Source organism: Bombella sp. ESL0385, from assembly GCF_009725755.1.
GTDB lineage: Bacteria > Pseudomonadota > Alphaproteobacteria > Acetobacterales > Acetobacteraceae > Bombella > Bombella pollinis.
The window spans coordinates 1058039-1081904 of sequence record NZ_WNIJ01000001.1 but is presented as its reverse complement, the minus strand read 5'-3'; the positions used below and the strand labels follow the sequence as shown (position 1 = coordinate 1081904).

The window sequence follows — 23866 nt, the reverse complement described above, 5'->3', positions numbered from 1 at the left end:
CTTCACAAAGGGGTAGGCTATAGCTATCCCAAGGCATCTTTTATAAACGTAAGGCAGTTTTCTATGTCATATCTCACTATTGGTCATCTCTACACGGCGTTACATGCTGCCTGTGCTAGTGGCGTGGCCCGTGTTATCGAGGCGAATGGTGAGGATGTCGCCTATGCGGATTTAAGCGCAGATGAACGCTTAGCTGCGTTGGATGAGGGGCGTGTTGATATTCTTGTCTCAGCATGGTTCCCGCAGGATGAGGCTTTGTTAGCTCATGGTCATGAGATTCTCGGCAGTTTATATCATCCAGAACTCAAGCTTTCTGCTCTTAAAAAAGCAGGGAAAGGGGCGAATTGGACAGTGGGGGAGTTTACCTCCTTGCTGAGCACCGCAGCAGCGCAGCCTTATCTTGAAAAAGTTATGGAAACCCGGCCGGAGCTTAAAGAATTGCCCCTAGAGGTTCTAGCCCCGGAGGCTGTTTTAGAGCGTGTAAAGCAGGCAGAAGAAGCGGGGGAATGCCCATTGATTGCTCTATGGCAGCCTCACGCTATCTTCCATACCGATATGTTGGTCGAGCTACCGGGGGGAGACCTCTTAGCGGGGCAGGAGCAAACTGCACGGCTGGTTTTGCGTAAAGGACTGCGCGATGAGGTGGATGAGGATATGTTGGATGAATTATCCATCATGATGCTCAGTAATAAGGTAATGAGTGCTTTGGATTATGCAGTGAGCGTTGATGGTATGGGGCCGGAGGAGGCCGCTGAATCATGGCAGCGTGGCCGGCTGATTCCTCGGTAATAATCTAGTAGTTTGGAGAGAGTGAATATGACAGGTCAGGCATTTGTTTTCCCCGGTCAGGGGAGTCAATCTGTCGGGATGGGGGCGGAGCTTCATAAGGCCTTCCCCGTTGCCCGCGCTGTTTTTGAGGAAGTGGACGAGGCTCTTAGCTTCAATCTGTCTCGGTTGATGTTCGAGGGGGATGCTGCAGAGCTTACAGCAACAGAAAATACCCAACCCGCGTTATTTGCCGTCTCTATGGCCGTTGTGCGTGTTTTGGAACATGAGGGTGGGTTTGTCCTTAAAGAGAAAGCTGCAGTGCTAGCAGGCCATTCTTTAGGGGAATATGCCGCTTTAACCGCCGCTGGTGTTATGGGGATTAGCGAGGGCGCACGTCTTTTACGGTTGCGTGGGCAAGCTATGCAACGCGCAGTCCCTGTTGGGCAAGGCGGTATGGCTGCTCTCCTAGGTGTAGAGCCAGATGTAGCACAAAATATTTGTGCCGAATGTGCCAAAGGGGACGTGTTAGAAATTGCTAATGACAATGGCGGTGGTCAGATTGTTCTTTCTGGCCATATAGCGGCAATAGAGCGCGCTATGGAGGCAGCAAAAGCGCAGGGTATCCGCCGCGTTGTCAAATTGCCGGTATCCGCTCCCTTCCATTCTTCCCTGATGGCTCCAGCCGCGCAGGAGATGAAGGAAGCGTTGGCAGAGGCAGAACTTCATCCAGCAGAGATTCCGGTCATCGCTAATGTGACTGCTGCGATCGTCTCCCAACCGGATGAGATTCGGTCTTTATTAGTGCAACAAGTAACTGGACGTGTACGGTGGCGGGAGACGGTTCTCGCTATGGCTGATAAAGCTATTACAAACCAGCATGAGCTAGGGGCTGGTAAGGTGCTGACAGGGCTTGCACGCCGCATCGTACCGGATTTATCAGCCGACCATGCCGGGACCCCGGCAGAAATTGAAGCGATGTTGAAGACGTTTTAAGAGGAATAAGTGATGTTTTCTTTATCAGGTAAAATGGCATTGATTACGGGGGCATCTGGCGGGATTGGTGCCGCCATTGCACGCCAGCTACATGAGCGCGGTGCTATTGTAGTCCTTAGTGGCACGCGTGAGGGGGCCTTGCAGGAGGTCGCTGCGACTCTAGGGCAAGGGCGTGTTCATATCGTGACAGCCAACCTCTCTGATGCCACAGCCGCAGATGAGCTTGTCAGCCGTGCAGAGGAGGCAGCGGGGCAGCCCTTGGATATTCTCGTCAATAATGCCGGTCTGACGCGGGATACTTTGGCAGTACGGATGAAAGATGAAGATTGGGCGCAGGTGCTCAAGGTGGATTTGGAGAGTCCATTTCGCCTCGCCCGTGCAGCCTTAAGGGGCATGCAACGGCGGCGGAGCGGGCGGATTATTTCTATTTCCTCCATCGTAGGGACAACTGGTAATCCCGGTCAGGCCAATTACGCAGCGGCTAAGGCTGGCCTTGTCGGGATGAGCAAATCTCTTGCCCAAGAGGCTGGGCGTCGTGGGGTAACGATTAATGTTGTAGCCCCGGGCTTTGTCGAGACCGCTATGACAGATGCTTTGCCAGACTCCGTGCGTGAGAAGCTCTTGGGTAGTATTCCACTTGGGCGTATGGGCAAGCCAGAAGATGTAGCTGCCGCTGTTGTTTATCTCGCTTCTGATGAGGCTGGATGGGTGACGGGTACGACACTTCATGTTAATGGTGGGATGGCCATGGTTTGAAAAGTTTGGCGTTTGCTAAAAAACGTGCTAAGCGCGCCCTGCTTTGCCTGACAAGGTTCAGAGTATGGCTTCTAATCGGGCAGGTTTTTGCTTAAACAAACCCACTAGGGTAGTAAGGATTTAAGACAGATGAGCAACGAAATCGCTGACAAGGTGAAGAAGATTGTTGTCGAGCATTTGGGTGTTGAGGAAGATAAGGTAAAGCCAGATGCTTCCTTCATCGATGATCTCGGTGCTGACAGCTTGGATACAGTTGAGCTTGTGATGGCTTTTGAGGAAGCATTTTCCGTTGAGATTCCTGAGGATGCCGCCGAGAAGATCGCAACAGTGAATGATGCGATTGAGTATATCAGCAAGCAGAAAGCTGCCTGATCTAGCTAGGTGACGGAAAATGATGGACGGGCGTGCAAAAGCGCGCCCCGCCATCATAAGAGCGAAGCGGAATAGTTCCGTTTCGCTTTATGCATATTAGGAATTATGAGGTAAGGCGGCGATGAGCGGTTCTGGAACGAGCAGAAAACGTGTGGTCGTTACGGGAATAGGCGTAGTAAGCCCGTTGGCTGTTGGTGCAGAACTGACGTGGAAACGCCTTATCGAGTCACAATCTGGTATTGGGCGCATCACGCAGTTTGATGCTTCCGGTTTGCCGGCACAAATTGCCGGGGAAGTGCCAGAAGGACCAACGGCAGAGGGTGGTTTGACCCTCTCTGATTGGGTTCCTGTTAAAGAGCAAAAGAAGATGGATCGTTTTATCCATCTTGGTTTGGCAGCGGGAATTCAAGCCGTAGAGGATTCTGGATGGAAGCCAGAGTCTGAGGAAGACCGTTGCGCAACAGGTGTCATGATTGGCTCCGGCATTGGCGGATTGAAGACGATCTATGACAATTCTGTTCTGGTCTCCTCTGGGAAGGCACGCCGCCTGTCGCCTTTCTTCATCCCATCTTCCTTAATCAATTTGACGGCGGGACACCTGTCCATCCGTTATGGCTTTAAAGGTCCGAATCATGCCGTTGTAACGGCTTGTGCCTCTGGGACCCATGCGATTGGCGATGCCTCACGGTTGATTCAGCATGGCGATGCTGATGTGATGATTGCTGGTGGTGCTGAGGCTGCTATCTGCGAGTTGGGGATTGCCGGTTTCTGCTCTGCGCGTGCGCTTTCTACCAGCTTTAATGATAGCCCAACGACAGCGTCTCGCCCGTGGGATGAAGCGCGTGATGGCTTCATTATGGGTGAGGGGGCTGGTGTTGTCGTATTGGAAGAATACGAACATGCTAAACGCCGCGGTGCCAAGATTTACGGTGAGATTGCAGGATATGGCCTCTCTGGCGATGCTTATCACATCACTGCTCCCGCTGAGAATCATGAAGGTGCCTTCCGGGCTATGCAAGCAGCCTTAAAAGATGCGCGCGTAACGCCTTCCGAGATTGGCTATGTTAATGCTCATGGTACATCCACCATGGCTGACGATTTAGAGCTTGGTGCTGTAGAGCGTCTCTTTGGCGATGCTGCGGCTGGGGCGAGTATGTCCTCCACCAAGTCTGCTATCGGGCATTTGCTCGGTGCGGCTGGGGCTGTAGAAGCTATTTTCTGTTTGCAAGCTATGCGTGATGGTGTTCTGCCGCCAACGCTTAATCTTGATAAGCCATCGCGCGAGAGTGTGATGGATCGTATTCCTCATACAGCTAAGGAGAAGCATGTCGATATCGCTCTCTCCAACAGCTTTGGCTTTGGCGGAACGAATGCAAGTCTTGTATTGAAACGCTTTAAAGCTTGATTTGCCGGGGGAGGGATGGCTTGGTAATACTCGTTACATGGTGAGGAGAGTATAGCATGCCAGAATCCCCCGTCCCCGAGGCGCAAGATAAACAAATAAAAACGTCAAAACACTTTCGCCTCATTACAAAAGGGCGTGTGTTGGCCCTTTTACTTGCCGGAGCGGGTGGAACTGTCTTTGCAGGATACGGCCATTACACAGACCCCGGCCCGTTACAAGTAGAGCGCGTGGTTATCATTCCTCATGGGGGAACGGATCGCGTTGTGCATGTGTTGCAAGAGAACGGTGTGCTAGCGCGTGGGAGTGTATCTTCTCTTTTCTTTAAACTGGCCTTGTTCCTTACAAAATCGCAAGGGGCGCTCCATGCGGCAGAGCTCAAGTTTCCCGATCGCGTCTCCATCGCTCATAGTTTAGCTATTTTGCGGCATGGGCAGCCTGTTTCTCATAGCCTTACAATCGCTGAAGGGCTAACAGCACGGCGTATTCAAGCTCTACTGATGCAGGCTCCCGCCTTACAGGGCACAATAGGGGAGATTCAAGAAGGCCGCGTTGCACCGCAAACTTTCTTTTATGTATGGGGGATGGAGCGTCAAACCCTACTAACCCATATGGAAACCTTAATGAATACTCTCCTCAAAGAGGTTTGGGCGGGGCGAGACCAAGAGGCGTTAGTAGGTATCATCACCACACCAGAGCAATTATTGATCCTTGCCTCTATAGTTGAACGTGAGACCTCCCTACCAGAGGAACGACCACAAATAGCGCGTGTCTTTCTAAATCGTTTAAAACAGGGGATGAAGTTACAGACAGACCCAACCGTCATTTATGCTGTTAGCAATGGGGAAGGGCTGTTAACACGCCCTTTGACAAAAGACGACCTGCAATTTGATAGCCCTTATAATAGTTACCAACATGTGGGCCTACCACCGGGGCCTATATGTTCACCGGGGAAAAGTGCTTTAGAGGCCGTAGCCCATCCAGCTGATGGGGATGCGCTTTATTTTGTGGCTACGGGTCATGGTGGGCATCATTTTTCACATACATTAGCTGAGCACATAGAGCATGTTCGGACATATCGCCGAACTAAAGCAGACGTTCAGTAATTATAAAAAAGGCCATTCCTAATAAGGAATGGCCTCCTTGCTATAAAAGTATAAGCTCTTAGCGAGACACAGCCTTCATAACGCTACGGCGTAGTGGGTCGGCGGCTTTGTTATTAACACGCATATTGATAACAATATCCTCAGCCCCAACAACTTGGCCGTAATAATCACGGTTTGCAGCATTGTTAGCTTTGAGCTTGCTGCTCCCTAAAGAAACCCCAGCGAAGACGCCGTTAGTCTTTTGCAGAGCATAAACTTCACGATGGTCATTGCTTGCGCTGGTTCCATGAGACCCAAAGGCAGCATCAGCACTTGCATCAAAAGTGTATTCACGGTCCATCATGGAGAGAACAGCATTCTTGGATGTGATGATGAGGAAGAGCTGGCTATGCTGATAACCGGCCTGCAACCCAAAGGAGCCTGCACTAAGGGTATAGAAAGCCGGGTCAGACCAAGAGTTATTAGCACCACGTCCAACAAGAACACATGCCCCGCCTGTACCACCGAAAACGAGAGACATCTTGGTCACATCTGGGCAAATGACCATAGCTTTCGCTTCACGCAGAATCTGTGCAGTATGAGGGTTAGTTTTTGAATTGATAAAGGCGGAATGCACAGCAAAAGCGGCTTTATCAACAAGAGCTTGCTGCTTCCGCGGTGTGGAAATATTAGCGGCACACGCATTGACAGCAAGTAAGCTTGCCGCAATGGCAACGGAACGTGAGACAAACGCAAAAGGCTTAAACACGAATCTCTCCTAACAAGGGAAATAGAGGTGAACTTCAGCAATATAAACTTAATCTAGTGAGACGCCTAGAGTTTTGGAAAGCGAGGGTGCTATGAGCGGGGCGCAAGCGAGGATAGGCGTACGTTGTGTTAGGCCCCCATTCTTTAGGAAGGGAGATACACAAGCTCCCGCCTCTTGTAGCAAGACAAGTGCGGCGGCAACGTCCCATAAGAATATGACATATTCATGATAACCATCCGAGCGACCGCAAGCGACATCCGCAAGGGCTAATGCGCCAGAGCCAAGAGAGCGTGGCATGCTTCCTTCGGTGAGGAGTGCGCCCATTTTTTGGGGATACCATCCCTCTGGGACATAAGGGGACCAGCCGATTTCCACCATAGCCTCCCTTAATTTATCTGTTTTGGAGGCTTGGATAGGGGTCCCGTTAAGAAAGGCACCTTGGCCTATGCGAGCGGTAAAGCTTTCCCGTAAAGTTGGGGCTTCAATAATCCCTGCAACGGGTGTGTCATGGTGCATAAGACCTATAGAAATACACCAACGATTACGCCCTCGTGCATAATTGGAGGTGCCATCAATAGGGTCAATAACCCAACGAAACGCCCCCGACTGCGTGGCTCCATATTCCTCTCCTAAAAAAGCATCATCAGGAAAGAGGGCGGATAATTCCTTTACAAGGAAAGTCTCAACAGCTCTATCAGCCTCAGTGACATAATCTTGATGGCCTTTTAGCTCGGCTGTAGCTTTTCCCGGCGCAGATTGCATATTTTTGGCAAGCTGTGCAGCATCTTTGATGATTTTTTGTGCCGCATGAAAGCGTTCATTAATAGCGGAGGTATTTGGCATGATAGAGTCTCGTTATGAATAAGCAGAATGAGGTATAATAATCACAATAAGCTTACAAAGGATATGGTACAATTTTAGGTCTGTTATGCATGCTGCCCTTTCGTCTGAGGAAAGGGCGATGTATGATACAGCATCGCATAAATAAATCCGTAGGATGCAAGGTTATGAAACTGTTTAAAATGGATTACTGGCGGTCAGCAATCTTGCACGCCCCTTTTGAGCAGATTATCCGGCAAAATGGTCTCGATGATATTGAGATGACCTTTCTGCCATCTTGTGGGAATGATGGTTTTTTGGCGGATCCTTTCGGGCTTTGGCGGGATGGTAAGCTATATGTCTTCGCGGAATATTATGACTATCACCAAAGTAAAGGCGTCATAGATGTCCTTATTTATGATGAGACCTTTACTTTATTAGAACATCGCACCGTTTTAAAAGAAGATTGGCACCTCTCTTACCCTTATGTATTCCAGCATGAAGGGGTTACTTATATGCTGCCAGAGGGTTATAAATCTGACCGTTTGACTTTATATAAAGCACGTTCTTTCCCTTATGAATGGGAGAAAGTTTCAAGTTTTGTATTTCCTATTGGGGCGATTGATGCAACGCCACTTTATCATGCTGGGCGGTGGTGGTTATTCTGGACGCCGCCAGAGCCAAAGACATGCCGACAGAGTACGTTACATATTGCGTTAGCTGAAGAATTAACCGGGCCTTGGTGTGATTTAGGCCGGTTCCTTATTGATAAAAGTGGTGCGCGCCCGGGAGGGACCCCATTTGTGGAGGGGGACGACGTGTTTCTCCCTGTGCAAGATTGTAGCGTAACTTATGGAGGTGGCTTACGTTTTCTCCATTTATCAGGCTTTGGAAAAGGACGTCCCGTGCTGTGCGGGGGAGAGGCTGTTCCGTTACATACGCCTATCTTGAAGGATTATCCTGATGGTATGCACACGCTCTCTGCTGCGGGCAAAGTCACTTTGGTTGATTTTAAAAAGATTCGACACGGTCTGCGCCCGGCCTTTTTCAAACTCAAAAAAGAACTGTTGAAAAGATGAGAGGAAGCTCGTGAGGGGATGTATTCCCCTCACCACGTCTCTAAAAGTTGTGCAACAAGATGGGCATCAGATGGCTTATCTACATCCACAGCAGCGCGACCATCAGAGAGGGGGATAAGACGGACAGACGCCCCGGTGAGAGTATGGATTCGCTCCTCCAACCGCCGAGAGGTGAGTGTCTTAGTTAAGACGCGCAGAATAGTGGAGAGTCCAAGGGTAAGAGCCATACGCCATGGCCGCTTACGATAACGCTGAAGTTGACGCCAGAGGGCGATAACCTCAAGTGAGGTCTCATTACCTAGCCAAAATAAATTACAACCTGAAAAGCTTATATCAGAGAGATGAATATACGTTCTTTCTGTTTGCGGGACATCCCGTTGGATGGTCTCCCTAAGAGCAATCCCGGCTGTAAGGTCCACTTGCGCTGCACAACTTTTTTCTAGGAACTCCTCGACCCATTGAGGTTGTAAAAGGGCGTGATCAGCCGTGGTAACGAGGCAAGGCGTCCCTATCATGCGCACAGCATTGAGAACGCTCTCGCTAGGTGAAGGGGACGCCTTTATAAGAGCAACGCGATCCCCCAAATGCGCTAAATATTCGGGGTGCTCTATACTTACCCAAATACGCCCGATGCCCGATGTTTGCTCTAAAGAGTGGACAACACGGTCAATCATCGGGGTTCCTCCAATAGGGAGGAGGGCCTTATGCGTAACCTTGCCCATCTGCGCTAGCGGGTCACGCTCTCCATCGCGTGAACCCGCCAGAATTAAAACAGGAACTGTCATGCGCTCTTGGCGAGTTCTTCTTTTTTAGGAGCGCGTGCTGGGTCGGGCCGGTCACGCGGCGGAGCCCCCGTACGGCGCATCACCCAAGGATAACGCTCAGCTTCTTCCACCGTATATCCCAAGTTAAAGACATAAGGGCTACGAGGGCGATCCTTCGCTGCGCGGTAGAATGTCCCCATAATCCGGTCTGGCAGATAGTTTGTAATGCCGTAATTGCCGTCTTCATCATGGAAATGGTGTAGAACATGAAGCTGCTTAATATACACCACCCACTGCCAGCGAGGCTTGTAGGCCAAATGCTGAATGCAGTGAAAGAACTCATAAATGCAGGTCATCACCAGTGCGGTGGCAAGAGCAGAAAAAGCACCACCCCATCCGCCAATAAGTGCACCAATAGGCATGGTAATTGCCATCATGGTTGGCACAGTGTTTAGAGGGGAGCCGAACAACACCTCCAAAAGATGCGGGTCTTGGTGATGGTCAAAATGAATACGCTTCCACATCGCGGCGGTGATTGGATTGCGATAAAACCAACGCCCATGAAGGATATAACGATGAATAATATACCATGCCGTAGGATAAACAGCGATGATAACAGGAACGGGGATCAATACCCCCCACCAGCTATGGCGTAGATACACGCTGAGTACAGCTGTCCCTATAATAAGGGCGAAATAAAGTAGAATCGTGGGGTAGGTGAGATAGGCTGCCCATAATTGAGACAGGTTCATCTTCCCTAGATCATAGCTTCGACCCTTATGCATAAGAGTCGTGCCCTGAAAAAAGTTTTTAAATGTACTCATTTTTCCTCCATTCGCAATATCCAAGCCAAGCTGAACAGGGCCGCCACAACCTGACCAGAACATGTAGCGAGTAATATAGGCAAGGAACCCGCATTCCCCAAGGCCGAAATCATACCTTGGAGGATAACAATCCCTAACCCAGCTGCCATAACATATACAGGCAAGGGGGTTCGTAACCCTGCCCGCGGCGGGATATATGTAATAGGCAGCGTAACGAGAAGCATCACGGCCATCTGCAACGGTAGGAATAAGATAGCATATAAGGTCATCAAATAATTTGATCTAGGTAAATTTGAGGGTGCTTTTTTGGAAAAAATTTGCCGAAATTGGTGTGGCGTATAATAGACACCCGGCAAAGTCATATTGATGATATCCATCGGGGTGGCAGATAGGAGAGGGACAATAAACTCCGAGGTAATTCTAGCTTTTGTACTATCTTGGTAGAGGTCGGTACGATCGAAAGTGCCATGCGCCACCCATTGATTATGTTCGTAATTTAGCTGCTCATAATGTTGAGTGGAGGTTAAGGCACCGTTACTGGGGTTGCGATGATAGAGCGTAACCTGTGAAAGCGTATTACCGCCATGGCTAATCATTTCCACCCGTACAATATCTGACCCATCACGAAACCAAAGGCTGTGGAGGTCATTTGTAGCGTTAGCCTGTGTCGCCCCTTCATTCCACCAACGGTTAAGTTCTTGCTCAAAAGGAGGGACGACCCATAACTTTAGCGCGATGCAGATGACGCTCAAGATTAACGGGCCGGGCAAAAGATAACGGAACATATTTAGGGTAGAAAGGCCCGCTGCACGCAGCACAGCAATCTCACTAGAGAGTGCCATTTGCAGCAATGTGAACAACCCCCCAATCATGACCGAAAGAGGCATAATCTCGACAAGCAGGGTAGGCAAATGCAGCCCGACATATTTTAGGATACCGTGGAACCCAAGATGACGGTCCAAAATCGTGGAAGCATCATCAAGAAGGGCCAATATCTCTAAGAGTGCCGTCAACACACAGCAGCAAATGAGGATTTTAGTGATAAGAGGGCGCAAAAAGACTTTTAACAACGTAGCGTGGAGTAGGGGAAATCTCATAATATCACGCAGTCCTTGAGCTTTTTTGCTCTCTATGCCGCCAACTTACTTTGGAGCGTGCAAGTAGCGCAAATGTACATCCGAGGCAGAAAATAGCTTCTGGCACCCAAAGGCTTAGCCACACAGGTGCTGTCCCATTAGCGGCGAGGCTATCACCAAAGAGCAAAACTTCATCAAACCCTACAAGGATAATGGCTAGCATAATTTGCCCGAGGGCAGAGCGTTTACGCTTTTTTCGGACGGCAAAGGCGATGGAGAGAAACGGTATAAACATAATACTAATCGCGCGGGCTAAGCGAAAATCTATTTCCGCTCGCAGCGTTTTAGGAGAAATATGCGATGAATTATGCCGAATCGCAGAAAGAATCTCCAATGTTGTCATCTCTCTCTCATCATTCCCACGGGAGCGAAAAGCTTCTTGGTTGCCAGAGCGTTCAATTAAGCGGGCAATATGTTCAAAATGGGTAACTGAAACATGGCTATCAGGAAGGTTAGGCGATTTAGCGCGTATGATCTGACCATTCCAAAGATCAAGCTGTGTAGATTTATCACGTTCAGAGAGGGTGAGTAGACCTTTAGGGGCTGTAATAAGCTCCGTTGTCCCATCATCTTTCACATCGCGGATGAAAATACGGCGTAAACGAGAGCCTCCATGGTCCACGTAATCTGCTGTTAGAAGCGTTGTGGTGGAGGTAGTTGCGAACATATCGGATTGTAGGTGAGGGGCCCAGCCTGTATGGCGTGCAAAATAAAAGCCCTCACGGTAATCATAGCGCGCGATTGGCTGCAAATAACCATAGAGAAGGACGCTTAAAACAGCGAGAACCGCACCCACTTTAATATAAGGCTGGCTAATGCGGAGGAGTGAGATATGGCCCGCATAGAGCACGTCAATCTCATTATGCTCGCTCATGCGGTTAATGGTCATAAAGACAGCAATGCATAAAGCCGCTGGTAGGGCTAAGCCCATATAATGAGGCAGCAGGTCGCTTAGCAATGTTAATAAGGTGGCAATAGAGCTACCACTACTGGCGAGCCGATTAAAAAGGGCCAATAACCTATCAAGCAACAAGGCGACCAGCATTGTCCCAAGAGCAATCGTAAAAGGTGGGACTAATTGGCGTAATAAATAACGATCTAGTGTCGGTAGAGAAGACTTACGAATGAACATTTACCGGCCTTAAAGAAGAACTGCTGTCCCATTCCATCTGTGCGAAAACATGCCCTGTGGCATCTATGCGTTGCACAGCGATGTGCCATCCTTTTGTATGGGGTGTGAAGCTGAGATGATTCCAGCTCGCTTTACGGCTTATAATGTGGCTATCCATTGCCGCGGCACTCACCCCAAGGAGGGGAATATCCGTGCCTTCCACTGTAGTTAGCGTGGCATCGTGGGAATGACCATGCAGCACAAGCTCCGCCCCGTAAGTACGTAATATCTTACTCAAGCGTGATGTATTGATGAGGGACTTCCTGTAGGGTAGAAGCCCCTTCCGCGGGGGGTGATGAAGCATAACAACCCGGCAGTATCCCTCTTTGCCTAATTCCGCAAGCAATCTGGCCAGATTATTACGTTGTTTTTTGTTAATGAGGCCATAGGCCGTAAAAGGTAAGGTCGGGAGCGCGGAGTTTAAACCGATAACAGCCACCTTGCCGAAAAAACGCACAAAGGGAAATGTTTTGTCGGACCATTCTTCCCATTGCGCGAGGCTGTGCTTATGGGCAATCGGTGCCATAAAATCATGATTACCAGGCACAATAACGGGGGAAACAGGCAGCCCTTTCAGCCATGTTGCGGCCTGTTTATACTCCTCCTTCGTGCCAAAATTGGTAATGTCTCCGCTGATAAGAACAGCGCGTATTTCTTTATGAGAGGCAATATCTTCAACCAATTGATGCGTAATATCAGGGCGCAAAATATGGCGTCTTTTGCTGCGCCATAACGTACGGCTCAGCAATCGCTTATTAAAAAAAGAAGTCCAAGGAATGTGCGGAGGTGGAAGATGCGGGTCTGACATATGTGCCAGATGAATAGCGGGAGCGCGCCGGTTGGGGAAAGAGGCTAAGGAGTCGAAAAACATGGCGGCACCATAGATTGCGATAGAGAACAGTCTTTACAGGGGAACTCCCTTCTGGTTCCTATAGCATAGCCATGTTAAAGGATTTCGACCAGCTTGGGAAACAACATGGCTTCTTGTTTCTGGGCGGGTATGTGATGGATAAAATGTAGAGATTCATGAAAAACGTACAAGCTGCCCTCATTCACAATCCCAATAGCCGTAGAAATATACAAGATAACGGTCGCTTTATGCGCATGGCGCGCCAGAAGATGGGAGAGTTTTGCATTGCCACACTTAATGATAGTCATCTCCCTGCCCATTTGGCAGTGTTGAAGAAGAAAGGCGTTAATTTTATTGCTATTGATGGTGGGGATGGCACTGTGAGTGCCTCCCTTACGGCCATCGCTAACACATATCGCGGCTCACCTTTGCCGGCTGTCGCAGTGCTGCCCTCTGGTAATACGAACCTCATTGCTGGTGATGTTGGTTTTGGGCTGCGTGGTGAGGCGGCCGTTGATCGTATTTTACAGCCTGAAAGCTTAAAAAGTAGCGTGCGCGCTCCCATAAAATTATCTTGGCCGGGGCAGGATATGCCCTCCGTATTGGGGATGTTTGGTGGCTGTACTGGTTATGCACGCGCTGTGCGTATTGCCCATTCTCCAACGGTATTGAGATTTGCTCCTCATGATTTAGCCGTATTTTTCACATTATTTAGCAGTGTGGCGAGCCTTTTATGGCGGAGTAGCCGTCAGTCATGGCTGAGTGGGAATGTTTTGTCATGGCATGCCGAGGGGGATGATTTAAAGGAGCAAAGAGAAGGTTATAGTTTTCTTTATATGGCAACCGCCTTAGAAAAGTTATCCTATGGTATTTGGCCGTTTTGGAATACTGGTTCCAATCGGAAAGGCTTTCATTTTCTAGATGTTCATGCCTTTCCCAAGCGTCTTCCTGCGGCGTTTTTTCACCTTTTGAGAGGGCATGTTCCTAACTGGTTATGGTCGCATGAAGATTATAGTAGCATGATTGCTCAGAAGATGATCTTGGAGACAGATAGTGATTTTGTCTTAGATGGAGAGGTATTTCCTGCGTCCTCCAATAAGCAAATCATGTTAGAAGAGGGGCCGAGTTTCCGGTTTTTACATGTCTGATTTTATTGATAAAACCCTCATCCAAGAGTTAACAACGCCTGTCCCGCACGAGATTGCACAATTTGCTGAGGCCATCGCATATAAAATGGGGGAGCCTCCTTTAGGGATATTATTTTACGGCTCTCTCCTGCGGGAAGTGGACCCGACAGGGATTTTAGATTTTTATGTTATTACGGAGAAACCAGCAAGTTTAAGCGGCAATCCCTTCGCTCGGTTCGCTAATCGAGTTCTACCGCCTAATGTTTATTATATGGAGCATCAAACTGAAGCCGCAACCTTGCGTGCTAAGGTTGCTGTTCTCTCTCAAGAGCAATTTTTAAGGAGAGGGACGCTTTTTAGCCTTGATACGACCATTTGGGCGCGCTTTTGTCAGCCTGTGCGTTTAGTTTGGGTACGCAATGGCCGTGCGGCTGATCGCATTTTGCAGGCATTGCGGCAATGCTTGATAACCGCATCATGCTGGGCGGCTCTCCTTGGGCCAAAAGAAGGGGAAGCAATAGATTATTGGCGTACTCTCTTTGCTCATACTTATGCCGCAGAGCTGCGAGTAGAGAAAAAAGGGCGTGGTCATAAGTTGCTTAAAGGGCGCGAGGAGCGATATGAAGCTCTTTTAAAAGCGTCGTGGCAACAGGCAGGTTTGAGTTATCAAACGAATAATGAAACACTGCGCCCTTATCTGACAGCGTCATCTCGGAAGAAAGCTGCCAAAAACTGGCAAAAAATTGCTGCTTATGGTCGCCCTCTTAATCTCAGTCGCCTTATTAAAGCGGCTTTTACCTTTAAGGACGGCGTTTCTTATCTACTATGGAAGATACAACGTCATACCGGTAAGCAGGTGCATGTTTTCACTTTTGAGCGCAAGCACCCTATCTTAACTCTGCCTTTCTTCTTATGGCGTGCTAGACATTTTCGGAAAACGACAAAGTAAGTATAAAAATCCCCCCTCTTAATTAAAGAGGGGGGAATATTTTAAGCGACCTGTAGTTCTTTAGCGATTGTACCAAATGTCTCTACAGCGCGGTCAATTTCATCAAAAGAATGTGCTGCCATGACAGAGCAACGCAACAATGGACGATTATCAGGCGTTGCTGGGGGAAGTGAGAGGTTTACATAAACACCCGCAGCCAGCAGCGCATTCCAGAAGGCGAGAGCTTGCGGTATATCCTCCAACGTCACAGCGATGACAGGAGAGATGAAGTTGCTGGTATTCAACCCAACAGACTTAAAGCCCTCATGCAACCGTGCAGCGTTTTTTTGCAGCTTCTCACGCAACTCAGGTTTTGTTTCGATTTCCTCTAAAGCGGCGAGGGTGGCAGCAATAATCTCCGGGGGGAGGGAGGCTGTAAACATATAAGGCCGCGAGCAAAGCCGGATGAGGTCAATCTCATCATGATTTGTAACGCAATAACCACCTACCGTTCCCAAAGATTTGGAGAAGGTCCCCACGATGAAGTCTATGTCCGCTTCGCAATTTTGCATCTCTGCAACACCACGGCCATGCGCACCAAGCACACCAAAGGAGTGAGCCTCATCTACGAGGAGGGGGACGTTGTGGCGTTTTTTGACCTCAACAAACTCCTTTAAAGGGGCAATATTCCCCGTCATGGAGTAAATGCCCTCAGCAATGATGAGGCGAGCCCCTGTGCTATTGCTTGTCCGAGCGATGCGCTTCTCAAGGTCAGCAGGGTCATTATGGCGGAAACGGATAATTTGCGCCCCAGAGAGACGCGCCCCATCATAAATGGAGGCATGGCTATCTGCATCTAGGAAAAGCGTATCATCTTTATTTACAAGAGCCGAAATCGTGCCCAAATTTGCCTGATAGCCCGTCGAGAAAATCATAGCATGTTTTCTCTGGAAGACTTTGGCAAGAGCATGCTCTAGCTTTTGATGCAGGCCGAAAGTCCCATTGGCAATACGGGAACCAGTCGTTCCGACCCCCATTGTCTGAGCGGCATGGATAGCCGCATCCCGTGCTGCGTTAGACTGGCTGAGACCAAGATAGTTATTTGTGCCAAATAAAAGGGTTTCACGCCCCTCTATAATGCCAACTGTTGCTGAGAGGGGACGCTCAATAACAACCCCAAAAGGGTTGCGTGGGCTAGCGGCCATAAGGGATTCATAATTCCCCCGTAAGGTCGCGTATTTATCAAATAACCCTGCACTCATGCTTGTTCTGCCTTAATGGCCTGCAAGCAGCCAGCAAGATCGTTAATCGTGCGGATATCGGCCAATTTATCAAGTGGGACGGAAACATCAAGCGTGTCTTCAATTTCCATCACGAAGTTCATTACAGCAAGGCTATCAAAGGCTAAATCCTCCACAATGCGACTATCCCCGGTGATATCGCGCGGGACTTTAGGGTTCTCCAGCAATTTTTGGAGAATCATCTGAGAAATATCAGCAACATTGTCGGTCATGTTTTGTCCCTTTATAGCCTGCGAAGGATAAGACGATTATAGAAGCTTCCTTCGCGAGGAGATAGCCCTTGCAGAGTTATTCAAATTCTTTGTTGAGGTACATTGCCCGCGCCCGTGCCCGTGTCAACTTCCCAGAGGAGGTCTGTGGGAGAGACCGCGGCGGTACGAGAACAACATTAACATCAATGCCATGCATACGGCGGAAAAGGCCGACCAGCTCATTGCGCAGCGTTGTGCGTGGCTCCTCATCCGTGAAACGACATTGCACCAATGCAACAACTTGTTCGCCTTCACCAGAATCAACGGAGAAAACTGCGACATCACGCGAGCGGAGGGAGTTCACCTCATGCTCAGCCGCCCATTCCAAATCTTGGGGCCAGATATTGCGTGCATTGATGATGATGAGGTCTTTCGCCCGGCCGGTAATAACAATCTGCCCATCCAGCATGTAGCCAATATCACCGGTATTGAGCCAACCATCTGGGGAAAGCACGGCCTCTGTCTCTTCAGGACGGTTGAAATAACCGGACATTAGACTTGGCCCACGGACGAAGACAGTCCCAACCTCACGTTCTTTGAGCGGCTTACCGGCAGGGTCACGCACCTCAATTTGATGCTCAGGCAAGCAAACGCCACATAAGACGAAATCCCGCGCCGTGTCTGTTCTTTCATGAGCGGGGCGAGCAAAATCCTCACGCTCCATAGCGGCAAGGTCAATCGTATCAACACGAAGACCCGTATTGAGCGGAGCAAAGCTAATGGCGAGAGTTGTCTCAGCCATACCGTAGCTCGCAACAAAAGCACGCTTATCGAAGCCACTTTTCTCAAACGTCTCTGCAAAGCTATGGATGATGTGCGGGCGAATCATATCGCCGCCAATCCCCGCAACACGCCATGAGGAGAGGTCTATATCCTCACGTGCGCCACGGCGTGCGCATAATTCATAACCGAAAGACGGGCTATAGGACATCGTACCCTTGTTACGGGCAATCAACTCCAACCAAACATTCGGGCGGCGTGCAAACTCACGAGTAGGTAGTAAATCGACCGAAAGTTGGCATGTCATCGGGGTGAGAAAGAAGCCAACAAGCCCCATATCATGATAGAGAGGCAACCACGAGACGCAACGGTCATCACGCACATCATCACTTGGGTAAACTTGTAACCCATATTTTGCGATAGCATGAGCATTAGCCATACCAGCTTTTTGGGTCACACTTATCCCCATAGGGAAGCGCGTACTTCCTGAGGAGAATTGAAGATAAGACAACCCATCACCTGATATTTCCGGCAGGGGGATGTCTCTTTCCTCAAGGGTCATTAATTCAGCAGGGGAACCACCAAAAACAAGAGGGAAGCCCTTAATAATATCAGCTGTCCAGCCTCCAATCACATCAGGAACAATAACAGCGCGCGCATCTGCGCTAGTAATCATCCCGCGCAGGGTCTCAATATAGCCTTCCTTTCCGCCGAAGGCGACCGGTAAAGGCAACGGTGCTGGAACAAGGCCCGCATATTGGCAACCGAAGAAGATACGGGCAAAATCCCCATCGCTCTCAGCCACAATAGCGACTCTATCACCCGCTTTCAGTCCTGCACCAAGCAAGCGTCGTGCTGTAGCATGGGCTTGCTGGCGTAGCTTACTGTAAGGCAAAACCTCCAGCAGGGTGCCGCGACCAGAATAAATGTTAAAGCCACTCTTACCCTGGGCTGCATAGTCCAGAGCAGCAGGGAAGCTGGGAAAGTCTCCATAGCGGCGTTCGATTCCTGAACGGCTCGGCGTGATGGAGAGCGCGGGATTGGTGTTTTGGTTGGCCTCGGTCAAACCTAGACTAGCTCCGTTTGGACCTTCAGATTGAACTATCTTAGGCCCCTGCGAAATCAAAAAATCTTACCCATAAAACAGGGCAAAGCCGTTTAGCGAAATAGCCAAACAGCATCTGTGCCCTGCTCTCTAATACAAAAAGGGGCTTCTCCTCAAGCTTCTGTCACAATTTTCAGCGACAAAATTGCAAAGAGGACACATTTTAGGTGATGATGGAGGCGATGGGAGCGTGAAAATATCCTTCTAATCCATATAAAATAAGCAGTTTTTTGAGAAAATAATATCTAACAGCTTCATTTTCTGTAAGATTGTGCATCATCTCAGCATCACTATGGGGAATGAGGAGGCCGCGTGTGAGGGGGCTCTGCGAACATAAAAGCGCACGGCTAAAGGTGGATCTTTCTGCCATTAGGAAGAATTATGCAAGGCTCTCACGCTACGCAGTGGGGGCAGATTGTGCAGCTGTTGTGAAGGCGGATGCCTATGGGCTGGGTATGGACAAAATTGCAACGGCCTTAGCAGGGCAGGTGAAAAGCTTTTTTGTAGCCCAGCCAGAGGAAGGGTGCCTTCTTAGGAAGATTCTACCGAATAAGCGCATCTTTGTGTTACATGGCTTCCTGCCTGATGGTCCGGGTCTTATGGCGGATTATAACCTCATTCCGGTTCTCAATAGTCTGGAGCAGGTGAGGGGGTGGCGTGCTTTCTGCTCACGAAAAGGAAGGGATTACCCAGCCGCTTTACAGTTCGATACCGGAATGTCTCGTTTTGGCCTCGCAGAAGAGGATATACAGAATGAGGCCTTAAAAGGCTTTAAGCCCATATTGGTGATGAGCCACCTGGCCTGTGCCGATCATCTTGATCATCCAGCAAATGAGGAGCAACGTAAGCGTTTTATAAAAATGAGTGCTGCTTTCCCGCATGTGCCACGCTCTCTAGCGGCTTCATCAGGGATTTTCTTAGGAACAGATTATCATTTTGATTTGGTTCGCCCGGGTGTTGCTTTGTATGGTTTACCACCGAATGAAATGGATACATCACTTCATCCTGTTTTAGAGCTAGAAGCACAAATCTTACAATTAAGAAAAATATCAAAAGGAGCCGGTGTTGGCTACGGGCTAAGTTATCACGCCACTCATTCTATGCGTCTTGCTACTGTAGGGATTGGTTATGCTGATGGTGTGTTCCGTGCTTTCTCGGAGGGAGGAGGCCATTTATGGCATAAAGGGATACGATTACCAATTATTGGCCGGGTCTCTATGGATAGCCTAACTGTGGATGTTACAGCCGTGCCAGAGGAGCAGTTGGCAGAAGGCAGCTGGCTGAGCGTAATTGGCCCAGAACAGGATATAGCCACAGTTGCCGCGCAGTCTGGGACAATTGGGTATGAGATATTAACATCTTTGGGGCATCGTTTCGCTCGTTTTTATCATGATGACGATGATGATATTTGAGCCGTGAAAAGTTTCAGCTTTATGTGACTATGGGAAAGAGATTGAAACATAGATAAGTTGGCATAATATATATTATGTGATTTTTCTCCATCCGCTCGATCATGCCTCCAGGTGCGTTTTGGGTAAAGTCTTGTTATAAGCGTTGGATGACGACTAACCCTACATCTACGCCTCCTTCTCATGCTCACACTCCTGCCTCGACAGAAATATGGGGGCATCCTAAAGGGTTATGGGTTTTATTTGGGACAGAAGGTTGGTTATCCTTTGCCCAATATGGCATGCTCTCTATATTGGTCTTATATCTTAAAGACCTGCTCCAACATCCAGAGCGCACGCAGTATGTTATTGGGCTGCGCTCTCTTTTAGTCATTAACCAAGCTTTTTATAACCCAAACGGTGTAGACGCTACGGCAGGAAGCCTCTCCGGGCTTATCATGGCCGTTATTTTTGCTGCTCCCTTTTTAGGAAGTTTTATTGCCGATCGCGGCTTAGGCCGTACACGCTCCGGGGTGATTGGTATTACTATACTAACCCTCAGCTTTTGCCTCATGGCAGTAGAATCGTTCTTTGTCATCGCGTTATGGCTGTTTTTAATTGGGGTTGGGTTTTCAGGAAGTTTGAAAGCCCAAGTCGGCGCGCTCTATAAGTTAGATGACCGCCGCCGGTCGGATGCTTACCAAATCTATAGCCAAAGTATCCAAATCATGGCGATAATCTCCCCCCTCCTCTGTGCTTTTTTGGGTACGATTGCATGGTACTGGGCGTTTCTTTCAACAGCATGTGCGATGATAATTGGCTTGCTATGCTATATTATGGGGCATCATTATCTGCCTTTAGATGAGCAAAAAAATGTATCTTTTCCTGATATACCTATAAAATCACGTTGCTCTAAAATAGAAAAACAACGCATCTTTTTCCTTATGTGGCTTGTAGTGGTTTTTGCTCTTGGTGTGCTTCCTAACCAAGAGATCATGGACGGCTATCTACTATGGGGAGGAGAACATTATCAACTCACAGTATTGGGCGTTACATGCCCTGTTAGCTCATTAGTGTCTTTAGATAGCGTTATTAGCATGATAACAGGGTTTATTGTTCTGTGGTTTTGGCAGTGGTACGACCACCGCTATGGCATTGTGCGCGACATGATGAAGATTATCATCGGGAGTGCTATCGCGACATTAGGCCCTCTCTTTTTAATTTGTGGAGAGTGGCTCCACCCGGGAGCGCATCAGGTGAGCCTCTGGTGGGGTGTGGCATTTCATACCATTAATGACATCGGTTGTGGGATGACCTTTCCTATTGGTATGGCCCTTTTCTCGCGGTACGCGCCCCCACAACATAATACAACGCTTATTTCCTGCTTTACGTTACATATCTTCATAGGCAATCTGCTTGTCGGTAAATTGGCGGCTATGTTGCATCAAATCCCTGACAGCCTTTTCTGGCTGCTACATTCCGGTGCCGCCTTATTATCGACACTCGGTCTATTAGCATCCAATCGTCTTTCACAAAGGCTCTTCCCTACTGATTCCCCCAAAGCGCAGAGATTATGACTTCTCTACAGAAGGGGAAATGATGAAACCCGCCTCATGCGCTGGGGAGATTGTCTCCCCCTCTTTTGTGATAACGACATTGGCCTCTAATGTACCGTCTAGGCGCATCCCATGACGCCTAATGATTTGCCGCTTCACGATGGGGAAAGCGCGTAAAAGCTTATCAAAATCAGCCTGAGGAATGGCCAGTAAATGCGAGAATTGCAAGGAGCGTACAGTATTTTGCGCCCGCAGCCCTTGGATATGGCTATTAGCTCCAATGAGGTCTCCTGCCCCAAGCATGACCTCTTGGGCATCTCCTACACTTGTTGCTGATTCTACAAGCCCTGCTACTTGTGCGTAAATGGTATGAATACGCTCACCTTTATGAATCAACACCTCACCGGGGGATAGAAAGCAAATAAAGACGCGTGCAGCTAGCTCATGCAAAGCCCCATCTGGCACGCCATTAAAGGCTTGGAACATCCTTAACCGCTGCTCAATCCCACTACGAAGGTTAAAGCGCAACGGTGTATCTAGGCGCGTTCTTTGCCGTTCAATCGAGCGGCGAAGTTCACGATGAAGCTCCTCTGAGATGAGATTATCTTTCGCAAGTGTTGCATATTCTTCATCCTCCAAACGGAGGGCGATTTGCCGTAATAGACGGCTTTCCAACGCTTCGGAATAACCCGAATAATGCAGGCGTAAGGTTGCGAGCGCATCCTCCAGCAATTTACGTTGACGGCCTAGTACTTCGGAGACGATTTCCGTAATACGGCGTCCCAAAGTTGGCTCCATCCTCTCACGCACAAAGCGGATTAAAGAGGTAGAAACCAGATGCGAGATGATGAGCGTCTCAAAACGCTCCATCATGCAAAGTGTTAAAGGGCGGTCAATATGAAACCGCCTATGCAACATCTGTGCTAAGCGCAGGCGTAAAGAAGGCTGGAGACTTTTGCGCCGACTTTTAACATACCCATATCGTCCCTCTAATTGAGTAGCATCGATAATGGCTTCTATCCCGCGCAAAAGCGTCTCAATGACACGGCGGCTCGACATGCCTTGGACACAAAAAAGATCCAACAATAAGGACCGTTCTTGGTTGGCAATAGTCAAAAGGGCGAGATTCACACGCTCTCTATCACTTAAAGCAGTCTCAAAATTATTGCTGGCTTTTTCTTTTTCAGCACGTTGCTCCAGACGGCTAATCACCCCGCTGCGGGTACGGAAGCTAAAGCTTAGCTCATCAGAAACATGAGAGACCCGTTGGGCAACATGACTAAGACCAATCCCGATGATTTGATTTCTAAGAGCTTCATCAATCGGTGAGAGACGATCTAGTTTGAGAAATAACACCAAAGAGCGCAGGGTGGTGCCATTTACAAGCAGCGTGACAAGCACGAAACCCGTAGCGACAATCCCTACAAAATGGGTGATGGAATCATTGATATGTGGGTTTTCATTCACAGCGAGCGCGAGGGCAAGCGTAATGGCCCCGCGTAGTCCCCCCCATGCCATTGTCACCTTAAAGCGCGTAGGAACAGGCGGAGATAAACGCGTGACTGTCAAAATCGGAAGCATCCCGAAAATCACAACCGATCGTGCTAACAGCCCTGCTAGACTTGCAATAAGGATGAGGACAAGGTCCCAGCGTGTGATACCAATCATCATACGGGGAACGAGCAACGCCGCTAGCATAAAGACAAGTGTACTTGCCCAAAACTCTAGCTGTTCCCATAATTCTTTAAGAAAGTTCCATGTCAAAGGGCGGAATGTGGACGGCCCTAGCGCAGATACGGTTAGCCCAGCAGATGCGGTGGCCACCACGCCCGAAAATCCCAAAATATTATCGCATAGAATATAAACACCGTAAGGCAGTACGACCGAAAGGGTAATTTCTGCTGCTGGGAAACCACTAATCGCGGTGATGATAAGCAAAGCTAAGCGGGCAACGGCCACGCCAATAATTACAGCCCCAGCAAAATTGGTTAAAAAGTCAGTAACGGCTTCACGAAAGCTTATTTCATGATGCGCCGTGATGGCCCCTGCAAGAATGGTAAAGATGGCAATAGCTGCGGCATCATTTAAAAGGGCTTCTCCCTCCACCAAACGGCTTAACCGTGCAGCGGCCCCAATCTCGCGGAAAATACTTGCCACGGCAGAAGGGTCGGTCGTGGCGACAATGGCACCTAATAATAGGCAGGCTACTAATGTTTGTTGTGCAAAAGGATAAAGTGCAAAACCGATTGTTGCTGTAGACACAATCACAGCGACAATCGCGAGCAGCAACACCGTCGCGATCTCATGTGTTAAGCTACGGACATTAATCCCCATTGCTCCCTTAAAGACCAATAAGGGAAGAAATATGAGGAGAAAACCTTCACTATCTATAGGAAAAGATAAGAGAGCACTTGCAGGGCCTTCTAAAAGGTCCAACCCCATTGAGCTATTGATAAGGGATGAAACACCGCCAAGGACAATCCCCAATAAGGCGATAATAACGGTTTCCGGTAAGTTGATCTTCTTAGCAAGAGGGGGGATGAAGCTAATTAGACCCAACAGGAAGGCAAGCGTCAGCAGAACCTCAGCAAGCCCCACTTCCATAACTTATCCCCTCTTACTTCCTCTAGCGTAATACCCCGGCAAGGTTACGCAGAAAATCATCATTAAGCAACCCGCCTCCCCTTACCCACTTCTCTAAT

General features: G+C 48.9%; 22 protein-coding genes. 11 read left to right on the top strand and 11 right to left on the bottom strand.

The annotated features are described in order from the left end of the window. The first annotated feature begins 63 nt into the window (after positions 1-63). From GM557_RS05015 to mltG, 6 genes are all read left to right on the top strand, one after another. Positions 64-789 carry a glycine betaine ABC transporter substrate-binding protein gene (locus GM557_RS05015; protein WP_155573217.1) on the top strand — a complete coding sequence of 242 codons (726 nt, stop codon included), beginning with the start codon at positions 64-66 and terminating at the stop codon, positions 787-789. Between the two features lie 27 nt (positions 790-816). Then, entirely contained in the window at positions 817-1761 is a 945-nt protein-coding gene (gene fabD, locus GM557_RS05010; protein ID WP_155573216.1) for an ACP S-malonyltransferase, read from the top strand. A 12-nt stretch (positions 1762-1773) separates the two neighbouring features. Next, positions 1774-2517: a 3-oxoacyl-[acyl-carrier-protein] reductase gene (fabG, locus tag GM557_RS05005; protein ID WP_155573215.1), complete on the top strand. Its 744-nt coding sequence runs from the start codon at positions 1774-1776 to the stop codon at positions 2515-2517. A 129-nt stretch (positions 2518-2646) separates the two neighbouring features. Continuing rightward, entirely contained in the window at positions 2647-2889 is a 243-nt protein-coding gene (locus GM557_RS05000; RefSeq protein ID WP_099027300.1) for an acyl carrier protein, read from the top strand. Between the two features lie 121 nt (positions 2890-3010). Next, the gene (fabF, locus tag GM557_RS04995) at positions 3011-4294 is read left to right on the top strand and encodes a beta-ketoacyl-ACP synthase II (RefSeq protein WP_155573214.1); all 1284 of its coding nucleotides are present in this window, start codon (positions 3011-3013) and stop codon (positions 4292-4294) included. A 56-nt stretch (positions 4295-4350) separates the two neighbouring features. After that, a complete protein-coding gene (gene mltG / locus GM557_RS04990) occupies positions 4351-5397 on the top strand; it encodes an endolytic transglycosylase MltG (protein ID WP_155573213.1) in 1047 nt (348 codons plus the stop codon). Between the two features lie 58 nt (positions 5398-5455). Here the strand turns inward: mltG and GM557_RS04985 are convergent, their stop codons facing one another. Together GM557_RS04985 and GM557_RS04980 are read right to left on the bottom strand one after the other, a co-directional pair. Beyond that, positions 5456-6145, bottom strand: a complete 690-nt coding sequence (locus tag GM557_RS04985) for a lipid-binding SYLF domain-containing protein (RefSeq protein ID WP_266137405.1) — start codon at positions 6143-6145, stop codon at positions 5456-5458. A 48-nt stretch (positions 6146-6193) separates the two neighbouring features. After that, positions 6194-6988 carry an inositol monophosphatase family protein gene (locus GM557_RS04980; protein ID WP_155573212.1) on the bottom strand — a complete coding sequence of 265 codons (795 nt, stop codon included), beginning with the start codon at positions 6986-6988 and terminating at the stop codon, positions 6194-6196. Positions 6989-7152: 164 nt separating this feature from the next. Here GM557_RS04980 and GM557_RS04975 point away from each other — a divergent pair, with 164 nt between their 5' ends. Next, positions 7153-8043 (top strand): hypothetical protein, encoded by an 891-nt coding sequence (locus tag GM557_RS04975; protein ID WP_155573211.1) that lies wholly within the window; start codon positions 7153-7155, stop codon positions 8041-8043. A 29-nt stretch (positions 8044-8072) separates the two neighbouring features. Here GM557_RS04975 and GM557_RS04970 read toward each other — a convergent pair whose 3' ends face one another. The 5 genes from GM557_RS04970 to GM557_RS04950 are packed head-to-tail and all read right to left on the bottom strand — an operon-like array spanning position 8073 to position 12809. Further along, positions 8073-8828: a nucleotidyltransferase family protein gene (locus GM557_RS04970; protein WP_155573210.1), complete on the bottom strand. Its 756-nt coding sequence runs from the start codon at positions 8826-8828 to the stop codon at positions 8073-8075. After that, positions 8825-9631: a sterol desaturase family protein gene (locus GM557_RS04965; RefSeq protein ID WP_155573209.1), complete on the bottom strand. Its 807-nt coding sequence runs from the start codon at positions 9629-9631 to the stop codon at positions 8825-8827. Before GM557_RS04965 ends, GM557_RS04970 begins: the two co-directional genes overlap by 4 nt. Further along, positions 9628-10728, bottom strand: a complete 1101-nt coding sequence (locus tag GM557_RS04960; protein ID WP_155573208.1) for an LptF/LptG family permease — start codon at positions 10726-10728, stop codon at positions 9628-9630. Before GM557_RS04960 ends, GM557_RS04965 begins: the two co-directional genes overlap by 4 nt. A 4-nt stretch (positions 10729-10732) precedes the next feature. After that, complete coding sequence (locus tag GM557_RS04955; protein ID WP_155573207.1) at positions 10733-11899, bottom strand: LptF/LptG family permease; 1167 nt, start codon at positions 11897-11899, stop codon at positions 10733-10735. Then, the gene (locus GM557_RS04950) at positions 11886-12809 is read right to left on the bottom strand and encodes a metallophosphoesterase (protein WP_155573206.1); all 924 of its coding nucleotides are present in this window, start codon (positions 12807-12809) and stop codon (positions 11886-11888) included. Before GM557_RS04950 ends, GM557_RS04955 begins: the two co-directional genes overlap by 14 nt. A gap of 155 nt (positions 12810-12964) precedes the next feature. On the opposite strand from GM557_RS04950, the gene GM557_RS04945 reads away from it, so the two are divergent. Further along, the gene (locus GM557_RS04945; protein ID WP_155573205.1) at positions 12965-13936 is read left to right on the top strand and encodes a diacylglycerol kinase family protein; all 972 of its coding nucleotides are present in this window, start codon (positions 12965-12967) and stop codon (positions 13934-13936) included. After that, positions 13929-14864, top strand: a complete 936-nt coding sequence (locus GM557_RS04940) for a hypothetical protein (RefSeq protein WP_155573204.1) — start codon at positions 13929-13931, stop codon at positions 14862-14864. Before GM557_RS04945 ends, GM557_RS04940 begins: the two co-directional genes overlap by 8 nt. 41 nt (positions 14865-14905) lie before the next feature. On the opposite strand, the gene spt is transcribed toward GM557_RS04940, so the two are convergent. From spt to GM557_RS04925, 3 genes are all read right to left on the bottom strand, one after another. Then, positions 14906-16105 (bottom strand): serine palmitoyltransferase, encoded by a 1200-nt coding sequence (gene spt / locus GM557_RS04935; RefSeq protein ID WP_155573203.1) that lies wholly within the window; start codon positions 16103-16105, stop codon positions 14906-14908. Beyond that, positions 16102-16356 (bottom strand): acyl carrier protein, encoded by a 255-nt coding sequence (locus GM557_RS04930; protein WP_155573202.1) that lies wholly within the window; start codon positions 16354-16356, stop codon positions 16102-16104. Before GM557_RS04930 ends, spt begins: the two co-directional genes overlap by 4 nt. A gap of 76 nt (positions 16357-16432) precedes the next feature. Beyond that, positions 16433-18181, bottom strand: coding sequence for a fatty acyl-AMP ligase (locus tag GM557_RS04925; protein WP_155573201.1), 1749 nt, complete (start codon positions 18179-18181; stop codon positions 16433-16435). A gap of 353 nt (positions 18182-18534) precedes the next feature. Here GM557_RS04925 and alr point away from each other — a divergent pair, with 353 nt between their 5' ends. Beyond that, entirely contained in the window at positions 18535-19632 is a 1098-nt protein-coding gene (gene alr / locus GM557_RS04920; RefSeq protein WP_370513429.1) for an alanine racemase, read from the top strand. Positions 19633-19778: 146 nt separating this feature from the next. Continuing rightward, entirely contained in the window at positions 19779-21185 is a 1407-nt protein-coding gene (locus GM557_RS04915) for a peptide MFS transporter (RefSeq protein WP_196424595.1), read from the top strand. Here the strand turns inward: GM557_RS04915 and GM557_RS04910 are convergent. After that, entirely contained in the window at positions 21180-23768 is a 2589-nt protein-coding gene (locus GM557_RS04910) for a cation:proton antiporter (protein ID WP_155573198.1), read from the bottom strand. The genes GM557_RS04915 and GM557_RS04910 overlap by 6 nt on opposite strands. Between the last annotated feature and the right edge of the window lie 98 nt (positions 23769-23866).